Source organism: Synechococcus sp. A10-1-5-9 (assembly GCF_047716785.1).
Lineage (GTDB): Bacteria > Cyanobacteriota > Cyanobacteriia > PCC-6307 > Cyanobiaceae > Synechococcus_C.
Genome location: NZ_CP180406.1, coordinates 27,115 through 45,198 on the forward strand (window position 1 = coordinate 27,115; position 18,084 = coordinate 45,198).

General features: G+C 60.4%; 16 protein-coding genes. 4 read left to right on the forward strand and 12 right to left on the reverse strand.

What is annotated here, in order from left to right; translation table 11 throughout:
• Positions 1–52: 52 nt before the first annotated feature.
• Positions 53–553, forward strand: coding sequence for a 6-carboxytetrahydropterin synthase (locus tag ACLM45_RS00205; RefSeq protein ID WP_415409944.1), 501 nt, complete (start codon positions 53–55; stop codon positions 551–553).
• Here the strand turns inward: ACLM45_RS00205 and clpB are convergent.
• A complete protein-coding gene (clpB, locus tag ACLM45_RS00210; protein WP_415409945.1) occupies positions 513–3,131 on the reverse strand; it encodes an ATP-dependent chaperone ClpB in 2,619 nt (872 codons plus the stop codon). The two genes, ACLM45_RS00205 and clpB, sit on opposite strands and share 41 nt — an antisense overlap.
• A gap of 141 nt (positions 3,132–3,272) precedes the next feature.
• On the opposite strand from clpB, the gene ACLM45_RS00215 reads away from it, so the two are divergent.
• A complete protein-coding gene (locus ACLM45_RS00215; protein WP_006040847.1) occupies positions 3,273–3,488 on the forward strand; it encodes a hypothetical protein in 216 nt (71 codons plus the stop codon).
• Between the two features lie 4 nt (positions 3,489–3,492).
• On the opposite strand, the gene ACLM45_RS00220 is transcribed toward ACLM45_RS00215, so the two are convergent.
• The 11 genes from ACLM45_RS00220 to ACLM45_RS00270 form a co-directional block, all read right to left on the reverse strand.
• A complete protein-coding gene (locus ACLM45_RS00220) occupies positions 3,493–3,693 on the reverse strand; it encodes a Nif11-like leader peptide family natural product precursor (RefSeq protein ID WP_415409947.1) in 201 nt (66 codons plus the stop codon).
• Positions 3,690–4,052, reverse strand: coding sequence for a c-type cytochrome (locus ACLM45_RS00225; protein WP_415409949.1), 363 nt, complete (start codon positions 4,050–4,052; stop codon positions 3,690–3,692). The genes ACLM45_RS00220 and ACLM45_RS00225 overlap by 4 nt, the downstream gene beginning before the upstream one ends.
• Positions 4,053–4,185: 133 nt before the next feature.
• Positions 4,186–4,545 (reverse strand): plastocyanin, encoded by a 360-nt coding sequence (gene petE / locus ACLM45_RS00230; protein ID WP_415409950.1) that lies wholly within the window; start codon positions 4,543–4,545, stop codon positions 4,186–4,188.
• A gap of 34 nt (positions 4,546–4,579) precedes the next feature.
• Positions 4,580–5,572, reverse strand: a complete 993-nt coding sequence (locus ACLM45_RS00235) for an NAD-dependent epimerase/dehydratase family protein (protein ID WP_006040851.1) — start codon at positions 5,570–5,572, stop codon at positions 4,580–4,582.
• A gap of 10 nt (positions 5,573–5,582) precedes the next feature.
• Positions 5,583–6,641, reverse strand: coding sequence for a uroporphyrinogen decarboxylase (hemE, locus tag ACLM45_RS00240; protein WP_006040852.1), 1,059 nt, complete (start codon positions 6,639–6,641; stop codon positions 5,583–5,585).
• Positions 6,642–6,759: 118 nt separating this feature from the next.
• Positions 6,760–9,045, reverse strand: a complete 2,286-nt coding sequence (gene glgB / locus ACLM45_RS00245) for a 1,4-alpha-glucan branching protein GlgB (RefSeq protein ID WP_415409952.1) — start codon at positions 9,043–9,045, stop codon at positions 6,760–6,762.
• A gap of 78 nt (positions 9,046–9,123) precedes the next feature.
• Entirely contained in the window at positions 9,124–9,870 is a 747-nt protein-coding gene (locus ACLM45_RS00250; protein WP_415409954.1) for a DUF3887 domain-containing protein, read from the reverse strand.
• A gap of 23 nt (positions 9,871–9,893) precedes the next feature.
• Positions 9,894–11,501 carry a CocE/NonD family hydrolase gene (locus tag ACLM45_RS00255; RefSeq protein ID WP_415409956.1) on the reverse strand — a complete coding sequence of 536 codons (1,608 nt, stop codon included), beginning with the start codon at positions 11,499–11,501 and terminating at the stop codon, positions 9,894–9,896.
• On the reverse strand, positions 11,491–11,736 hold the full coding sequence (locus ACLM45_RS00260; RefSeq protein ID WP_006040856.1) for a hypothetical protein: 246 nt from the start codon (positions 11,734–11,736) through the stop codon (positions 11,491–11,493). The genes ACLM45_RS00255 and ACLM45_RS00260 overlap by 11 nt, the downstream gene beginning before the upstream one ends.
• 108 nt (positions 11,737–11,844) lie before the next feature.
• Entirely contained in the window at positions 11,845–12,249 is a 405-nt protein-coding gene (locus ACLM45_RS00265; protein ID WP_415409958.1) for a DUF4332 domain-containing protein, read from the reverse strand.
• The gene (locus ACLM45_RS00270; RefSeq protein ID WP_415409959.1) at positions 12,249–12,689 is read right to left on the reverse strand and encodes a Ycf51 family protein; all 441 of its coding nucleotides are present in this window, start codon (positions 12,687–12,689) and stop codon (positions 12,249–12,251) included. The genes ACLM45_RS00265 and ACLM45_RS00270 overlap by 1 nt, the downstream gene beginning before the upstream one ends.
• 64 nt (positions 12,690–12,753) lie before the next feature.
• On the opposite strand from ACLM45_RS00270, the gene ACLM45_RS00275 reads away from it, so the two are divergent.
• A complete protein-coding gene (locus tag ACLM45_RS00275; protein WP_415409961.1) occupies positions 12,754–17,190 on the forward strand; it encodes a translocation/assembly module TamB domain-containing protein in 4,437 nt (1,478 codons plus the stop codon).
• 3 nt (positions 17,191–17,193) lie between these two features.
• Positions 17,194–18,084 carry an ROK family protein gene (locus ACLM45_RS00280; RefSeq protein WP_415409963.1) on the forward strand — a complete coding sequence of 297 codons (891 nt, stop codon included), beginning with the start codon at positions 17,194–17,196 and terminating at the stop codon, positions 18,082–18,084.

Sequence of the window (18,084 nt, forward strand, 5' to 3'; positions counted from 1 at the left end):
CAGATGTAGACAGGAGGAATCCTCCCGCAGCGCCGTTCCGTTCGTCTGCCCGATGCTCCTGCCTCCCGTTGGTTACACCTGCAGCAAGCAGTTCGACGGTTACCCCTGTTGTCATCGCCAGTGGCGCCATCCGGGACATTGCCGGTTCGTGCATGGCTACAGCCGTAGCTTCACGGTTTGGTTCGCTGCCACCAACCTGGACGCTTGTGGTTTTGTTGTGGATTTCTCCAGCCTCAGACCCCTTGAGTCCCAGCTGCGTGAGCAGTTTGATCACACGTTTCTGGTGAATGCCGATGATCCCCTGCTTGCGCAATGGCAAGATCTGCACGTGCAGGGAGCCCTTGATCTCCGCGTGATGGAGAACGTTGGTATGGAGGCTTCGGCACGGTTGGTGTGGAGCTGGGCCAACGCACTCCTGATGGAGCGAGATCATGGCCGCAGCTGCTGCTGGCGCGTGGAGGCCCGGGAAAACCGGGCCAATGGAGCCTGCTATGAGGCCCTGCCGGAGTGGTTCAGCGCAGGGCCAGCTGCTGCTGGTTCTCCTGGCCAGTGACAACAGGTTCAACATCCACATGGACGGTGTCACCGTCGCCGTACCGCCCGGAAAGGATGGCTTTGGCAATGGGCGTTTCCAGTTCCCGCTGAACGGCGCGCTTGAGTGGGCGTGCGCCATAGACAGGGTCGTAGCCGGCATTGGCCAGCCAGTCGGTGGCTGCTTCGGTGAGATTGAGCCCCAGCTTGCGCTCATCCAGCCGAGAGCGCAGGCGCTCCACCTGGAGGGTCACGATCCGGCGCAACTCATCCCGCCTGAGGCTGTGGAAGATGATCTGATCATCAAGCCTGTTGAGAAATTCCGGCCTGAAGTGAGCGCGCAGAGCGTCATTCACCCGTCGCTCCATTTCGGTGTGCTGACCGTCGTCGCCCCCGAGGTCAAGGATCGACTGGCTGCCGATGTTGCTGGTGAGGATCAGTACAGCATTGGTGAAATCCACCGTTCGCCCCTGACCATCGGTGACGCGGCCATCATCCAAGATCTGCAGCATCACATTGAACACATCGGGGTGGGCCTTCTCCACCTCGTCAAAGAGGATCACGGCGTAGGGCCGGCGTCGGACAGCCTCCGTGAGCTGGCCCCCGGCCTCGTACCCCACATAGCCGGGAGGTGCTCCGATCAGCCGACTCACCGTGTGCTTCTCCATGTACTCCGACATGTCGATGCGCACCATGGCGTCCTCGCTGTCGAAGAGCTGAGCCGCCAATGCCTTTGACAGTTCGGTCTTGCCCACCCCGGTCGGGCCCAGGAACAGGAAGCTGGCGATCGGTCGGTTGGGATCACTGAGGCCAGCACGGGATCGCTGGATCGCATCGGCGACAGCGGTGACCGCCTGCTGCTGACCCACGACGCGTTCGTGCAGCTCGGTTTCCAGGCTCAGCAGCTTGGCCATCTCCGATTGGACCAGTTTCGCCACGGGAATGCCTGTCCATTTGGCGATCACCTCAGCGATGTCGTCTTCGGTGACTTCCTCGCGAAGCAGGGACTTGTCCTGCCCTCCGTCGTCTGCGGCAGCAAGGGCTGCCTCCTTGTCGGCTAGCTGTTTCTGCAGAGTGGCCAGCGTTCCGTATTCCAGTTCGGCAGCTTTGTTCAGGTCGTAGCTGCGCTTGGCTTGCTCCACCTGCAGCTGCACGCGCTCGATCTCTTCTTTCAGATTCGAGAGGTCATCAATGGCGCCTTTCTCCTGCTGCCACTGGGCGTTGAGGGTACTCTGCTGTTCCGAGAGTTCCGCCAGCTCTCGCTCAAGGCGTTCCAACCGTTCCTGACTGGCGGCGTCGGACTCGCGGCCGAGAGACAGCTTCTCCATCTCTAGCTGCAGAATCTTGCGGTCGATCTCGTCGATCTCCTCCGGTTTGGAGGTGATCTCCATCTTCAGGCGCGCGGCGGATTCATCCACCAGGTCGATCGCCTTATCGGGCAGGAAGCGATCGGCGATGTAGCGGCTGCTCAGAACCGCCGCCGCCACGAGGGCGCTGTCGGCAATGCGCACGCCGTGGTGCACTTCATACCTCTCCTTCAGTCCACGCAGGATCGACACCGTATCTTCCACGGTGGGCTGATCCACAAGCACCTGCTGGAAGCGGCGCTCGAGGGCCGGATCCTTCTCGATGTGCTGGCGGTGTTCATCGAGGGTGGTGGCGCCGATGCAGCGCAGTTCGCCCCGAGCAAGCATCGGCTTGAGCAGATTGCTGGCATCCATGGCTCCTCCGGTGGCACCGGCACCGACCACGGTGTGGATCTCGTCGATGAAGAGCACGATCCCGCCGTCGGAGGCGGTCACCTCCTTGAGCACGGCCTTCAGCCGTTCCTCGAACTCTCCTCTGTATTTGGCACCGGCGATCAGGGAGCCCATGTCGAGGGCGATGAGCTGTCGGTTCTGCAGGGCCTGGGGAACGTCGCCGTTGACGATGCGTTGTGCCAGTCCTTCCACGATCGCTGTTTTGCCGACCCCAGGTTCCCCGATCAGCACCGGATTGTTCTTCGTCCTGCGGCTGAGGATCTGAATGGTGCGGCGGATTTCCTCATCACGTCCGATCACCGGGTCGAGCTTGCCGTCCCTGGCTGCGGCTGTGAGATCTCGTCCATATTTTTCCAGGGACTCATAGGAGCCCTCCGGGTTCTGATCCGTCACGGTCTGACTGCCCCGCACCGCGTTGATGGCATTTTTGAGTGAGTCGGGGTCAGCGCCGGCCTGCGTGAGCAGCCGTCGTCCACAGCGTCTGTCGTCTGCCAGGGCCAGCAGCAGGTGCTCAACGGAGATGTAGCTGTCGCCATAGTTCTGTTTGAGACTGTCGGCCCGATCAAGCAGGTCGCTCAGGCCCTTGCCCAAATACACAGACTCAGGCGGGGTCTGCAGAGCAGGTTGCTGGGTGAGGTGACTTTCCACGCTGCTCTGCAGGGCGGCAGGCGTGACTCCCGCTTTTTCGAGGATGCGGCTGGCCAAACCATCCTGTTCCAGGAGGGCTTGGAGCAGGTGTTCAGTTTCCAGCTGCTGATGTCGGCGTTTCTGGGCCAGCTGCTGGGCCGAAAGGATGGCGGCCCAGGCTTTCTCAGTGAATTGTTCGGCCGTGGGTTGCATGGTTCTTCTTGGTCTGCACCAACCGTATGGGTGATCTTTGGATCAGAGTCTTGGAAGACCGCTCCCTTGCGTTCGGTCTCCACGACAGGCGACGGTTAACCGATGCGAATCGGTAGGGTCAACCGAATTGTTCCACTCACGATGCAGCAGCCCAAGGCTGTCGATCCATCTCTCGTGAAGCACCTTGTGGGCAGGGTGCAGGAGATTTACGGCCCAACCCTCACGGATCCCGAGCGGATGTGCTGGACCGTCGTGCATGAACATCATCATGATGCGATGCCAACGGAGTACGACATCCGTGAGGTCGACGAAGACCTGTATCTGGCGGTTCTTGACGCATGCCGCCAGCTGTCTTGACAGTTCAGATCAAGCTGTCAGCGAACCAGGTTGCGATTTTGGAGCAATGCGCATCGGCCTTGAAATCGTCGGCCGAAACGGGAAAGCCCGTCTGTCTTGCCAGTTCGATAATCCCATCAAGTGTGGCTAGGTTTTGAACCTCTCGCCTCAAGCCAGGACTGCGTTCCAGAGCTCTAACGAAATCGCTGAATCCCTCCCTGCTCATCGGGACCAGCCATGTTCAGCTTGGCGTTCTACATAGGCCGCGACATCTGCAATGTCCTGATCGCTGAGCTTGCCTTCATAGGCAGGCATGGCGTTCTTGCCGTTTTCGATCTGATGTTCGATCGCCTCGAGCGGGTCCATGCCGTAGGACTCCAGATGGGCTTGGAGATCAGTCTGGCTCAGGGTGCGGCTTGCGCTGATGACATTGCCTCCACCCATATGGCAAGCCGCACAGTTCGCGTAGAACAGCTGGGCTCCATGCTCTGGGTCTGGACTGCTCAGAGCAGAGGCAGGCATTGCACTCATCAGCCCCAGGCCAATGCTGAGCAGCAAGGCCAGGAAGGAGGTGGGGTTCAGCATCAAACGCTGATGATCACTGTCCAAACCCTATCCAGACCTGGGAATAAAAAAAGCCCCCGGAAGAAAGGTTTCATCCTCCGGAGACTTGATGTGTTGCTTTCAGAAAATTGTCAATTGATCCCGGTGAACGGGATCATTCAACAATCACTTTGCCGACCATGCCTGCACCACGATGGGGCTCACAGTAGTAGTCGTAGGTGCCTGCATCGGAGAAGGTTTCCTCCCAGGACTCACCGGGGGCGAAGGCGAGGTCGCTGTGGCTGAGTTCAGCGTGACCGTCGAACACAGCGTTGTGAGGAGCCAGCTTGTTGTTCACGAACTTGACGGTATCGCCAGCTTTGATGGTGACGGTGCTGGGCTCGAAAGCCAGCATTCCGGCATCAGTGCCGAGCTTCACTTCAACAGTGGCAGCGTTGGCAGATGCGACGCCGATGGAGCAGACCACAAGAAATGCGATGGCTGCTGAAACAATGGACTTCAGGCTCTTAAGCATGACGTCAGAAACACTTCAGCGATCTTAAGCGCTTTTAGACTCCACCTCGATGGGGGAGGCCGGAGTCTTGAAGCACAGCTTCAAGATTTGCTGCATGGCTGGTGCCTCCGAAGCGCTCGGGCTGGGTCACGGGGTTGTGGATGAAGTGGCGCTGTTTGATGGAGAAGCGGTCCCAGGCATTCACCTCAATGGGGAGAATCTTGATCAGGGTTTCAATCAACCAGGGCCAAAGGGGCACCCCTGGTGTACGGGCCACACCTCGCCAACGGCAGAGCGTGGCCACGGCTTCATTCACGCTGATCACCGGCTGTCCCATCACGATCCGGCGAACGGCTCCCTGCCCCGGTTCCGAATTGCGCTCATGAGGTGACGTTGCCAGGTGCCCGCAGATGGCGGCGATGTCAGCGGCATGGATGAAATGGAAGCTGGCGTCGGCCCTTAGAAACCGTGCCAGCCAGAGCCACTTGCTGGCTTCCGCCAGGCCTTCTGTGAGGTAGCTGGTGGGGAACGGGCTGCTGCCATCTACTCGGCCGCCGAACACCAGGGTCGGAAACACTGCCACGATCTTCTCGGCGAGCGGATGCTGCTCCAGTTCTTTCAGGCACTGGGCTTTGGTTTGGATGTATTCCGTGCCGTAGGCAAGGGCTTCGGGCAGCGGCTGAAGATGGCGATCAAGAATGCTTGCCGTTGAGAAATAGGTGATCTGTTCGATCAGATTCGGGTTGAGCAGTGCCAACAACCGTTTCACGGCCACCACGTTCACTTGCTGCGCTCTTTCGGGATCCCCCCAGGCTGTGGCGGTGTGAATCACTCGGGTGACTGTGGACAGATCGCTGGCGAAGCGGTCGGTTTCACGCAGATCACCTACCAGCAGCCTCACTTTGGGGTTGTTGGCCTGGATTGCGGTGAGTTTGGACGGGTCACGCAACCAAAGGAGGAGATCCGCATCGCTGTTCCGCAGCAGCCAGTCGGCGGTGTACTGACCGACGCAGCCGCTGGCGCCGGTGATCAGAATGCGAGCGGGCATCAGATGGTGCTCAGGCGACGGCGCCGATTCGGTCCATCACGCTCTTGCCGGAGCGGAAGAAAGATGCGCCATTCTCCTCAGGGGTTCCGGGAAGAATTCCATGCCCGAGATTGAGGATGTGTTTTCGACCTCGGGCTTTGCGGACGCAGTCGTCGATTCGGGCTTCGATTGCTTCGGGCGTTCCGAACAGCAAGCCGGGATCCACGTTGCCTTGCACTCCGATGTGCTCGGGAAGACGGGCCAAGGCTTCAGCCATATCAACGGTCCAATCGAGGGAGATGATGTCGACCCCTGTGGTGGCCATGCGCTCAAGCACCCCTGCACTGCCAGAGATGTAGAGGATGAAGGGTGTGTCGGGATGGGTCTGCTTGACCAGATCCACCACTTTCTTCTGATAAGGAGCCGCAAATGTGTCGTAATCCGCGGGGCTGAGCTGGCCGGCCCAGGAATCGAACATCTGCACCACCTGGGCGCCGGAGTCGATTTGGTAGCGAAGGTACTGGGCAATCGATTCAGCGAAGTGATCGAGCAGCTTGTGCAGCAGGGCCGGTTCCTGAAAGGCCATGGCCTTGATCACGGCGTAGTTCTTGCTGCTCTTGCCCTCCACCACGTAAGCGGCCAGGGTCCAGGGAGCGCCGACGAAGCCCAGGACAGCGGCCTCATTGCCCACGCTCTGACGAAGACGACCCAACACTTCACCAACAAAGGGCATCGATTCAGCAGGGTTCAAAGGATGCAGGGCATCCACCTGGGCCATGGTCCGGATCGGCTCACCGATCTGAGGACCCTTGCTTTCGATGATGTCGAAGTCGATGCCCATCCCCGGCAGGGGGGTGAGGATGTCGGAAAAAAGGATCACGCCGTCGGGCTTGAAGGCGTTGAAGGGCTGCATCGAGATCTCATAGGAGAGATCAGGGTTCTCCGACCGTTCCCGGAAGCTCGGATACCGGTCACGCAAATCCCTGTAGATCTTCATGTAACGCCCTGCCTGACGCATCATCCAGACAGGGGGACGCTCGACCGCTTCTCCGCGGGCTGCGCGCAGCAACAGGGGCAGAGAGTCGCTCATCAAGCTCTTTCGACGTAGCCGGAAACTTACCTGAGTGATGCGTACAAAAAGCCCCGGGATGCATCCATCCCGGGGTCTTCGTCATATGGAGAGAACTTTCTCAGGCCGAGAGGCCTGCTCAAACTTGAGCCTGATTAAGACTCCTTTTGGGATCGTGTTTGAACACCATCAGGCTCAAGGGAGGCAGGCAAAGGTCGAGGGAGTTGTCGTAGCCGTGGATCCCCCACTCTTCAGTGGGCTTTCCGCCCATGTTGCCCAGGTTGCTGCCTCCATATTTGCTGGCATCAGTGTTGAAGATCTCTTCGTAGAACCCGGCCAAGGGAACACCAACTCGGTAGTGAGAATGACTCTGGGGAGTGAAGTTCGCCACAACCACGAGCCAGGTGCCAGTGGCACTCTCTCGACGCATGAAGCTGATCACTGAGTGGCGGTTGTCGTTGCAGTCGATCCACTGGAATCCAAACTGATCAAAATCATCCCGCCAGAGGGCGGGCTCGGCTTTGTAAAGCCCATTGAGGTCATCGACCATGCGCTGAACACCTTGATGGGGCTCGTAATTGAGAAGATCCCATTGCAGATCTCCCCAGACATTCCATTCAGCCCTTTGGCCGAACTCCATGCCCATGAAGATGGTTTTCTTCCCGGGATGGGTCCACATGTAGGCCAGTAGTGCCCGCGTGTTGGCGTATTTCTGCCAGTCATCCCCAGGCATTTTGTGCAACAGATTGCTCTTTCCGTGCACCACCTCGTCGTGGCTGAGCGCGAGCATGAAATTTTCTGTGTACGTGTACCAGATGGAGAATGTGATGTTGTTCTGGTGGAACTGTCGGAACCAGGGATCAAGCTCGAAGTAATCGAGCATGTCGTGCATCCAGCCCATGTTCCATTTCAGGTTGAAGCCAAGGCCACCGATGTCCGTGGGCTGGGTCACCATCGGCCAGGTGGTGGATTCCTCGGCGATTGAGAGGGCACCTGGGAAGTGCTGGAAGAGCACGTGATTGGCCTGCTGAAGGAATTGCACGGCTTCGGTGTTTTCCCTGCCGCCGTGATCGTTCGGAAGCCATTCGCCGTCAGGCCGCAGGTAGTCGCGGTAGAGCATTGATGCAACAGCGTCCACCCTGATCCCGTCGATGTGGAATTGATCGAACCAGAACACAAGGTTGGCAACGAGGAAATTGCGAACCTCATTGCGGCTGTAGTTGAAAATTAAGGTCCCCCACTCCTTGTGCTCCCCAATCCTTGGGTCGGCATGTTCATAGAGATGGCAGCCGTCGAAGAAGGCGAGGCCGTGGCTATCGCGTGGGAAGTGTCCGGGGACCCAGTCGATGATCACGCCGATGCCTTCGGCATGACAACGATCCACGAACACCCGGAATTCATCGGGTGTGCCGTAGCGGCTTGTGGGTGCATACCAGCCGGTGACCTGATATCCCCAGGAGCCATCGAAGGGATGCTCGGTGATTGGCATCAGTTCGATGTGGGTGAACCCTCTCTCCTTGACGTATGGAATCAGGCGATCGGCCAGTTCTGGATAGGTGAGAAGACGAGCTCCTGGCTTGAGGTCAGCGGCTGGAACCGGAGCGCGTGGGGTGCCATCGGCTTCGATGAACGGCTCGTTGGCGGCCGCGTGGATCCAGCTGCCAAGGTGCATTTCGTACACCGAGATCGGTTGATCGAGGGGGTTGCTGCTGTCCCGTTTCTGGATCCAGTCGCTGTCGGTCCAATGGAAGCCATCCAGGTGATTCACCACGGAGCTGGTGTCTGGACGCACCTCATGCTGAAACCCGTACGGATCGGCCTTCTGATAGCAGTGGCCGTCCTGGGTGCGGATTTCGTACTTATACAAGTTGCCTTCGTTGAGCTCGGGGATGAACAGTTCCCAGATGCCACCCAGACGCTGCTGCATGGGGTGATGGCGTCCATCCCAGGAATTGAGGTCGCCGATCACACTCACGCTGCGCGCGTGCGGTGCCCACAGGCAAAACATCACACCCTGAATGCTTTCCCGCTCGCATCGATGGGCACCCATCCGTCGCCAAATGTGGTGATGGTTGCCTTCGGCGAAGAGATGGCGGTCCATTTCGCCCATCCATTCCTGGCGAAATGCCCACGGGTCATGCTGCTCATGGGTGATCCCACCACGCTGAACCCGTAACCGGTACCTGCAGCCCGGGTCTTGGATGACGGAGGCTTCGAAGATCCAGGGGTGGTGAGGGGTTGACATCACCATCTCCTGATCGCCCAGGAGCAGGGTCACACTGTCTGCTTCAGGCATCCAGACACGGATGGTCCAACCTCCGTCGTCCTGAGCCTGGGGGCCGAGGACAGCAAACGGATGGTCATGACGGCACTCGGCCAACCGTTGTGCGTCCTCAACCATCCACTCGAGAACAGTGTTGGTCATGCCTTTGGACGCCGCGTTGGCCGGGAGCTTAAGCCGAAATTCCCAACATTCGGCGCACCGACCTGACTGAGCGAGTAATCAGACCAGATCCGCTGAAAAATCCACGTTGATGATCCGGCCCTGCCGGTTGAAGATCACGAACAGATTGTCAGTGATTTTCCCGAACTCGATGGTGACCAGCACCAGCTGCTGGTCACCGCCCTGGCTGGCGACCAGTGCGCTCTTGATGCGCTTCACACCACCAAGAAGCCCTTCCAGTTTGGTCCATTTGCGTTGCAGATCTGCCGGCGAAATCTCCTTCTGAAAATCGAGATCGAGGTAGTACCGGGCTGCCACCCACCGGCTTGCATCCAGATCCTTCACAAAATTGAGTGCCGTTTGCTCAATCGGCCGCATGGTGCCCACCCATTTCCAGGCCAGCAGCTTTCCCTCATCGTCGAGCACCAACAGGAGAGGAACCTCCCGAGTCCCACCGTTGGTGATTGCAACCGTGTCGACCGTTGTGTCGTCCATGCCGGGGTTTACGGCAACCACGCGGAAGGTTTCAATCCCAGGTGCGGATTGCAAGCGATTGGCGACGGCCTCCACACTTGTTGCCGCCTGAAGCGGGGAGGACAGCAGGGAATAAATCCCCGCGGCATTTTTTGTTTGAATCGCCTGAAGAAGAGCCGTGGCGGCCTCGGTGGCCTGGCGGGGGCTGAGTTCTGTGCGGGGGGCCGCGGTGGCCTGGCTGACAAGGCTCTCAGCACGAACGGAGAATGATGGGATCAGCTCAAGCGTGCTGGTGGCCAGGGCTGCAGCCAGAAGACAGGAGGTGAGCTTCACGGCAATCGTCCGAACAATCGCGATCAGTCTGCCGGAGTTCCATCAGGGTGTAGTACCAGCAAGGGATCGATCCAGAGCAAGGCTTTGTCCAGATGCAACGCGATGCTGATCACCCGACACTCAAGGCTTGGTGCTCCGCAGGGGTGGTGCGGTGTGCCTGGGTTGATGGCAACCGCTGGCCATGCCGTACCAGCGAAGGAGAGTCGCAGGCGGTCACCCGGCTGAAGGCTGGCATAGACCGGCTGTAGTTCAACCAAGCGTTCCTCCCGCCGAAGGGCACTGTCTCCAAGAACCCTTCGGAGCCCCATCGATAGCTGCTGGGTTGTTGTCGACCCCGCAGGAAGTCTGGAGAGGGTCACGCCGAGATCGAATCCGGGTTGGTCCGCCGAGGCCTCACAGCGCAGGACCGGACGTCCATTCAGCACGCGTGTGTCCTGCAAGGGAGCACTGGTGAACACGGCCACATCACTGCGCTGATCGATGGAGCTTCGGTCGCATGGGCCTGCTGAAGGACTCAGGTGACCTCCCACGGCCGGGACCGGACGCCAGGGGTCATGCACAACCGTGACGGTTCCACCGGAGCCTTCCGGTGGATTGAGAAGACGGCCTTCGTTGGGATCCAGGCAGGCCAGGCCATCACTGGCGAGATGCCAGCCGATCGCGCTTGCTGTCGGACTGTCCGCCGTCGTCCAAGGCATATCAATCCACTGATCACTCCCCTGGTCCCAGAGCCTCACCACCCCGGCGTTCTCACCGGGCGCCGAGTGGTCCTGCAGATGGCGCTGAAAGAAGTTCAGCAGCAGTTCACTGCTTTGAGGCCACCACTGCAGGTGGGTGGCTGGCCCGATGTGCAGTTCGGGACTTCCGCCTGCGGCCCGGGACCTTTCGGCCAGATCCAGGACGCCGCGGAGGTGGGGATCCCACCATCCGCCCAGCAGCAGCAGGGGGCGACGCAACCACGATCGTGGGCTGTGGTGCTGTGTCCAACCATCGGCTTGGTCTGCAGGCAGTTTCAGCCAGCGCAGGGCCATGCCATCGGGATCGTGGCGTTCCAGCAGATCTCGTCCGTTGCGTAGATAACGACCGTTCTCGAGGCTTTCGCGGATCTCCCCCCAAGCGTTCTGATCCTTCCGTCTCCTGGCCTGTAATGCTGCCAATTGGAGGCCCCAGCCCAGGCCGAGATGCCACCAGTGGGCACCGCCCTCGCAGCTCCAGTGATGGCGCTCATCCAGCCCACACATGGCCGGTGCCATGCAATCGGGAGGGGCACAGTCTTCCGGGGCAAGCAGCTGGGTCAGCCCTTGGTAAGAAAAGCCATAGAGACCGATCCGACCATTGCAGTCAGGGTGGTCCCGAATCCAATCCAGGGTTGTGGCTGTGTCTTCGGCTTCCTGACTAAATCCCTTAAAAACTCCCCCAGAGTCTCCCTGCCCGCGCACGTCTTGCACTAGCACCATGAAGCCATGGCGACACCACCACTGAGGGTGGGGCAGGGTGACTGTCGATGCGATCGCTCTGCCATACGGCTGACGCATCAGCAGGCATGGCCATGGTCCGGGGGCATCGGGCCGCCAGAGTCTGGATGCAAGTGCTACGCCGTCGGCGGTGATCAGATTGTGATCAGCGAACATCCGGGCAGTGAAGACCGATCACATAGGTAGCCAGGATTTCGGCATCGGTGGTGCTGAGGTTGCGCTGGTTGGCGAGCTTGCCGATGGACTTGCCTGACAGTGCCGATTTGCCGTTGGCGTTGAGAGCTTCGAACTGTCGGCACAGGGCCTTGGCTTCTTTCGGATTGCGTTTGACGCTCTCAAGAAGGGTGGATTGCGCCGAGCTTGGAGAGGCCACAGAGAGGACGGCCGCCATGGAGGCCGCCACCAATCGAGACTGGATGTGGAGGGAGTGCACAGGACCGCCGTCCTTGTTCGACCCTCATTTGAAACGGGTGAGACCACCGCTTGCTCGTCGGAGCGGTCAGTTCGTGTTTTGCCTCTCCTTGGCTCTCAGGATCCAGGTCCTTGCCAATGCCAGGTCAACCACCGGCGGGCGGCCACTGCGCAGTTGCCGTTCTAAACGCCCAGTACGAGTCACCAGCTCGGGGGGTGATGAACCCGCCACGGCTGCGACTGTGGCCAGGCCCGCATGCATCAGCAGGGCCGCATCGGCGGGGGCCAGGTCGAGGCAGCATCCCAGATCGGCCATGCCTTTGAGGCGGCGCAGGTTGCGAGCTGAGGCCCTGCCTGAGGCGGATAGGCGACTGATCTGATGGTCGGTGAGGTTCTGCACGTCTCCCCAGGTGTTGAGTCCTGAGGCCAAAAGCTGAGCCTGTTCATCACGTAGTCCCTGGGGGAGATCCCTGAGTGGATCGGCGGGGTTCATTAGGGCTCGAAGCTCCGCTCCAGTTCCCCCAGGACGATGGGCTTCGAGGCTCCATCGCCTGCCGGTTGCAGCTGGCGCAGTCGCACTGACACCACCGCGCTGCTCCGTCCACCTGGTCTCACATTCTGAGCAAGCTGTTCAAGGGTGGGTGCCACGGCCTCAGGGGGAAAGTCAACGCCTGCCTGTGCCACCACTAGATCGTCGCCATTGTCGAAAACAATGGGGACGCGAACGGCACCATCCACCTTCACTGTGGGGGTGTAGCTCACCGAAAAGGCCCAGCAGCTCGCCGATAGCAGCAGGGTGAAACTGCTGACCCCCACCAGGCGGAATCGCAGTCCCCAGCGGGAGATGAAGGCCACGATCGTGAGTGCCGACATCGCTGCTCCGCCCCAGGCCAGCCAGCCGCTCGAGGTTTCAAGCAACTCCGGTAAGGGCATGGGGTGGTCTCTCGTTGATGTGCTCCTTATATTGCGTCGGCTTCCAATCAATTGACGGAGATTGATGCTCGGAAGCGGTTCAGGTGGACGAACCAAGAGCGTGCTCTTCACTGGACTCGGTGCCGTCCTGATCGGCGGTGCCGTTGTTTGGGTTGCTGCAGATCGCATTGTCTCGGCTGTGTTCGAGCGACTGCGCCCGGATCTTGAAGAGCAGGTGGGCAAGCCCCTGGGACACCCTGTCAGCATCGGCAGTTTTCAGGGGTTGAGCCTCCGAGGGATCACGGTCGGTCCCATCAAGGTGCAGCGTGGTCGCCGTGATCAGTCCACTGCATCCGTGCAGCAGCTGACGATCGGTTTCAACCCGCTCGCCAGTCTGCAGCGGCTTCGGCCTGTGGTGACCGTGGGAGTCAAGGGTGCTCTGCTCGACCTGCGCCGCAATCCTCAAGGGGCTTATTGGGTGCCTGGTCCCCTGCCGAAAGGTGGCAAGCCGCCTCGACTGGATTTGGATGTGCGTCTGACGGACCTGGCGCGACTCCAAGTTGCACCCGCCGGACTGGCTCTGCGTGCAGCGGGCTGGACATCGGTTCGCCTTGATGAGAATCGAGCTGACGTGTCCCTGCAGGTGGCACTCCCGGATCGCGGCCGGATCACTCTTAAGGGCCGGGGCCGTTGGATTCGACCGGAACTGCAGCTCAGCACCCGCCTGGAACGGATCCGGCTGGAGCGTTATCAGGGGCTTTTGCCCGCGAAACTCCCCGTGCAACTGCGAGGGCAGCTGGGTGGAGATCTACGGCTCGGTTGGAGGCAGGGACAGGCGAATTGCAGCGGAGGGATTTCCCTGGTTGATGTTGAGGTGAGTGGTCAACCTCTGGACCAACCCCTGCGTTCGAAGCGACTGAAGATCAGTTGCCGAGGCAACGCTCTGACGATTCCCACCAGTGAGTGGGCCTATGGGACCTATCGCGCCGATCTTGGCGGTCAGGTGCGCCTGAATCGCGCCTTCGATCTTCGCGGTGGCTTCCGGGAGCTCGGACAGGACAGGAGCGTGGCCTTCCGTGTGCTGGGCGATTGGTATCGGCCGAAAGTTGAACTCAAGGGGCGCTGGGCTCTGCCCGAAACGGTGGCTCTGGATGAGCCACTGCAGTTGGCCGTGCAGCTGGGGGCTGATTGGCGTAACAGCAAGGCCTGGACGGCTCAGCTGGATCGTCTGGATCTGCAGGCACCCGGTGTGGCGGTGCAGGCGCGGGGGATGCTTCATCCTCAGCTTGATGTGACCAGCCAACAGCTCACTCTCGCGGGCCCGGCCTGGAAACGACTGCCGTTGGTCCCTGAGTTTCTGGGGGCGAAGGCTCCTCTCCAGGGGCTGTTGAAGCTTCGAGGAGAAACGGCGAAACCAGTGATCAGCCTCGACCTTGCTCAGGCCAGCAATCCTCTGCTTGAGGCGTGGTCTCTGAGGGCCGGATGGAGCAGCGAAACCGGTCTTCTGCTGATCAAGGACTTCCGCAGTCCTGACCTTCAAGCGGATGCCCGTCTTCCGCTTGAACTAGGCGCCGAGGGCCTGAAGATTGGCGATCTGCAGGCTGATCTGAGGCTGGATCGCTATCCGCTGAAGCGCATCGGTCCACTGCTTGGCACCCCAATGGACGGATCGATCAGTGCATCCGGTCGTGTGAGTGGACCGCTCCAAGCGCTTCGACCCGATCTCAACATCGCAGTCAATGCACCCCGTGCCGGCGTGATTCGTTTGGCCGAGAACTGGAAGGGGCGATTCAAAGGGCTGGCCGGAGGAGGAGGCCTCCTGACCATGGCCTCCGTCGGTGCGGTGGTGCAGGGGGACCTCGAAGCCAGTCTTGGTGCGAATTGGCTACCGAATCGGGTGCTTCTCACCCGGCGTGGCGGACGGATGGAGATGATTGGCACACCAGCGGCCTACCGCTGGACGGCTGAGGGACTCTCCATCGATGGGGTGGAGCTGGCCTTGCCTCCGAAGCAGCGATGGGAGGGGCTCTACGGCCGGCTGAGTGGAGAGGGAACCCTGGGTCTGCAGCCTCTGGCGATGGACGTTGATCTCAGTCTCAGTCGGCCTGGTCTCATGGGTCTTCAATTGCGTCAGATCCTGCTGAGTGGCCGCTACCAGGATCGTCGCTATTCCTTCACCGGTGAACTGCTCCCACCGGATACGGGCCAGATCACTCTCGATGCCAAAGGTCGACTGAACGGTGCCTTGGATGCTCGTGTGGAAGCACGAGGACTCAGTGCTCGCTGGCTGACCAACAGTGCTCTCAGCCTGCCTCAGCTCAACGATGAGCGTCTTGTCTCCATGGGGACAGCTCAAGATCTGGGCACCCTGCTGGTGAATACCTTTGGCGGAACGCTCGATGGTCAGCTTCAGGCCCTTCGCGATGCCAGGGAGGCTCTGCTGAATGCGACCCGAACCAGCCGTGAGAGAGACCCGCTGCATCTGAAGGACCTGAGGGGGCAGGTTGATGCGGTGATCGATGTGAAAGGTCCCAGGCTGAGTCGTCTTGATCTTGATCTCAAGGCCAGGGGCCATCTCTGGATCGAAGGACAGGACCAGGACTACGCCCTCCAGGTCAAACCCTTCATCGCCAGGATCGAAGGGCCGATTCAGGGGGGTGAAGGGAGTTTCTCCCTTGAACATCTCCCGTTCAGCCTGCTCGCCCTCGTGGCCCCCGTCCCGCCAGCTCTTCAAGGAGCTGTTGGGCTCACCGGCCGCTACAAGCTCGGCGGAGCATCACCGGAGCTCAGCACCGATCTCAAGCTGGAGGATGCGCAGATTGGTGACAACCCGATCGCTCTCGAGCGAGGGCAGGTGCTGTTTGAGAACGGTGGTTTGACGCTGGACCTCGCGCTCAAGGCGGAGAAGGCTGCCCAACCTGTCACCGTCACGGGCCGCATTCCGCTGGCCTCCGATCAACCTCTCGATGTGAGGGTGGTCAGCCTGGGTGACGGACTGCGTTTCCTGACCGGTTTCACCGGCGGGATGGTGTCTTGGACCAAGGGAGATGCAGACCTGCGGCTTCTGCTCAGTGGACCGTTGTCGGCTCCTGAAGCCAACGGCTATGTGGTGCTGAAGAATGCCTCGTTCAAAGCTCAGGATCAGGCTCTGACCCAGGTCAACGGGTCGATGGTGTTTGACTTTGACCGGCTGGAGGTTCAGTCCCTGACGGGACGGGTTGGATCAGGGGGCCGGCTCAAAGGCAGTGGTTCCTTAGCACTGCTCAGCCCTGCCCCAGAGGCCAAGCCGCTGCGTCTGCAGCTGGAGAAGGCCCGGATCAAGCTCACCATCGCGGACGTTCAGGTTGGTGCCGATCTCACGATCACCGGAGCCCTGGTGAAGCCTGAGGTGGGAGGCACTTTGGAGGTCAGCGATGGCTCGATCCGACCGACACGCTCGATGTTGGTGCGCCCCAAGCGCAGGGAGGCTTCAGGGCTTCTACCAACGATGTCACTCCAAGGGGGTGATGGTGATGCGCAGATTGTGTCTGCGGATGCCCTGCTCGAGCAGCAATGGAATTTTCAGGATCCTCTGGTGCTGCTTGGCCCCAACATCGAAGCTGACAGCAGTCGCTCGCTCAAGGCCTCGCTGCCGAATCTTCCCTTTCTCGGCTTCGATAATCTGCGCCTGAGGCTGGGGCCCAAGCTTCGGGTGGAGGTTCAGCCCCTGGCGAACTTCACCACGGAGGGGCTGTTGACCCTGAACGGTGCCCTGGACCCCAGCCTGCAGCTTCGAGGAGTGGTGCAGCTGCTGACCGGGCGCGTGTCGATTTTTACGACGACGTTCAACCTGGATCGGCGTTCTCCGAATGTGGCGGTCTTCACCCCATCCCTCGGTCTGATTCCCTATGTGGATGTGGCCATGACCAGCCGTGTTTCCGACAGCGTGACCATTGGTACAGGTAGTAACGCAGTCTCCAGCTCCGTGTTCGATACCAATGGACTCGGCAATCTCGGCGCCGGTGGGCAGTTGCGTCTGATCAAAGTGATCCTCACGGCCACAGGGCCTGCTGACCGTTTGGCTGATGCCATTACGTTGCGAAGCTCTCCTGCGCTGCCTGAGGCGCAATTGCTTGGTCTGATCGGTGGTAACTCCCTGGCCGGTCTCTCCAACGCCGGTGCCGGCGCTGCTTTAGCGGCGGTCCTCGGCCAGTCGCTTCTTTCCCCGGTGCTCGGGACTTTGACCGATGCCTTCAACCAAAGACTGCAGTTCGCTCTTTATCCCACTTACGTGACACCGACAGTTCAGAACAATCAGGAGCGCACCTCCGGTCAGGTTCCTCCCCAGCTCGCTTTGGTCACTGACGTGGGTGTGGCGCTGACCGATCGCTTCGATTTTTCCGTTTTGGCTGCTCCTGACCGCAACGATATTCCCAGCCAAGGCACGCTTTCTTACCAGCTCAATGCCCGAACGAGCGTGTCCGCCTCCGTGGATACCCAGGGCACGTGGCAGTCCCAGCTTCAGGTATTTTTCCGTTTCTGATTCATGGCTGAGCCGCGTGTCCTGGGGGTTGATATCGGCGGAACGGCCCTCAAGCTCGGCCTGTTCGACGCGGATGGCATGTTGTTGGCTGATCTCCAGCGACCCACGCCTCAACCGGCGACTCCGGGATCCGTGTGCATGGAGCTTGTGGAGGCGATCGACACTCTCGATCCGGAGAGGAAGGCTGCACTGGTGGGAATTGGGCTTCCCGGACCAATGGATGCAGCGGCCCGGGTGGCGAGGGTGTGCATCAATCTGCCCGGATGGGAGGAGGTTCCCTTGGCCGCATGGCTGGAGCCACGCCTCAAGCGCAAGGTCACCCTGGCCAACGATGGCAACTGCGCTCTGGTGGGAGAAGCCTGGAAGGGGGCTGCGCGAGGGTTCCAGGATGTGGTCCTCCTCACCCTGGGAACGGGCGTCGGCGGGGGGGTGATGCTTGGAGGAACCCTGTTCACCGGCCACAACGGTGCCGCTGCAGAGCCTGGACTCATCACCCTCAACCCGGAGGGACCTGACTGCAACAGCGGCAATCAGGGATCGCTCGAACAATTTGCCAGCATCAGCGGCCTGGGGCGTCTCAGCGATGAGGATCCCGCCGTTCTCGCTGAAGCTGCCTCACGCGGTGATGCCGAGGCTCTGACGATCTGGCGTGAATACGGCCGCTTGCTGGGGATCGGTATCACGTCTCTGGTGTATGTGTTCACGCCACAACTGGTGCTGGTGGGTGGAGGGCTGGCCGGCGCCAGTGCCCATTTCCTTCCAGCCGTTCGCCAGGAGGTGGCTCAGCGGGTCCAGGCCGTTTCGAGGGAAGGACTCTGCATCGAAGCCTGTGCACTGGGCAATGGAGCCGGTCGTCTCGGCGCAGCCCGACTCGCTTTGCAGCGCTTGAGCTGA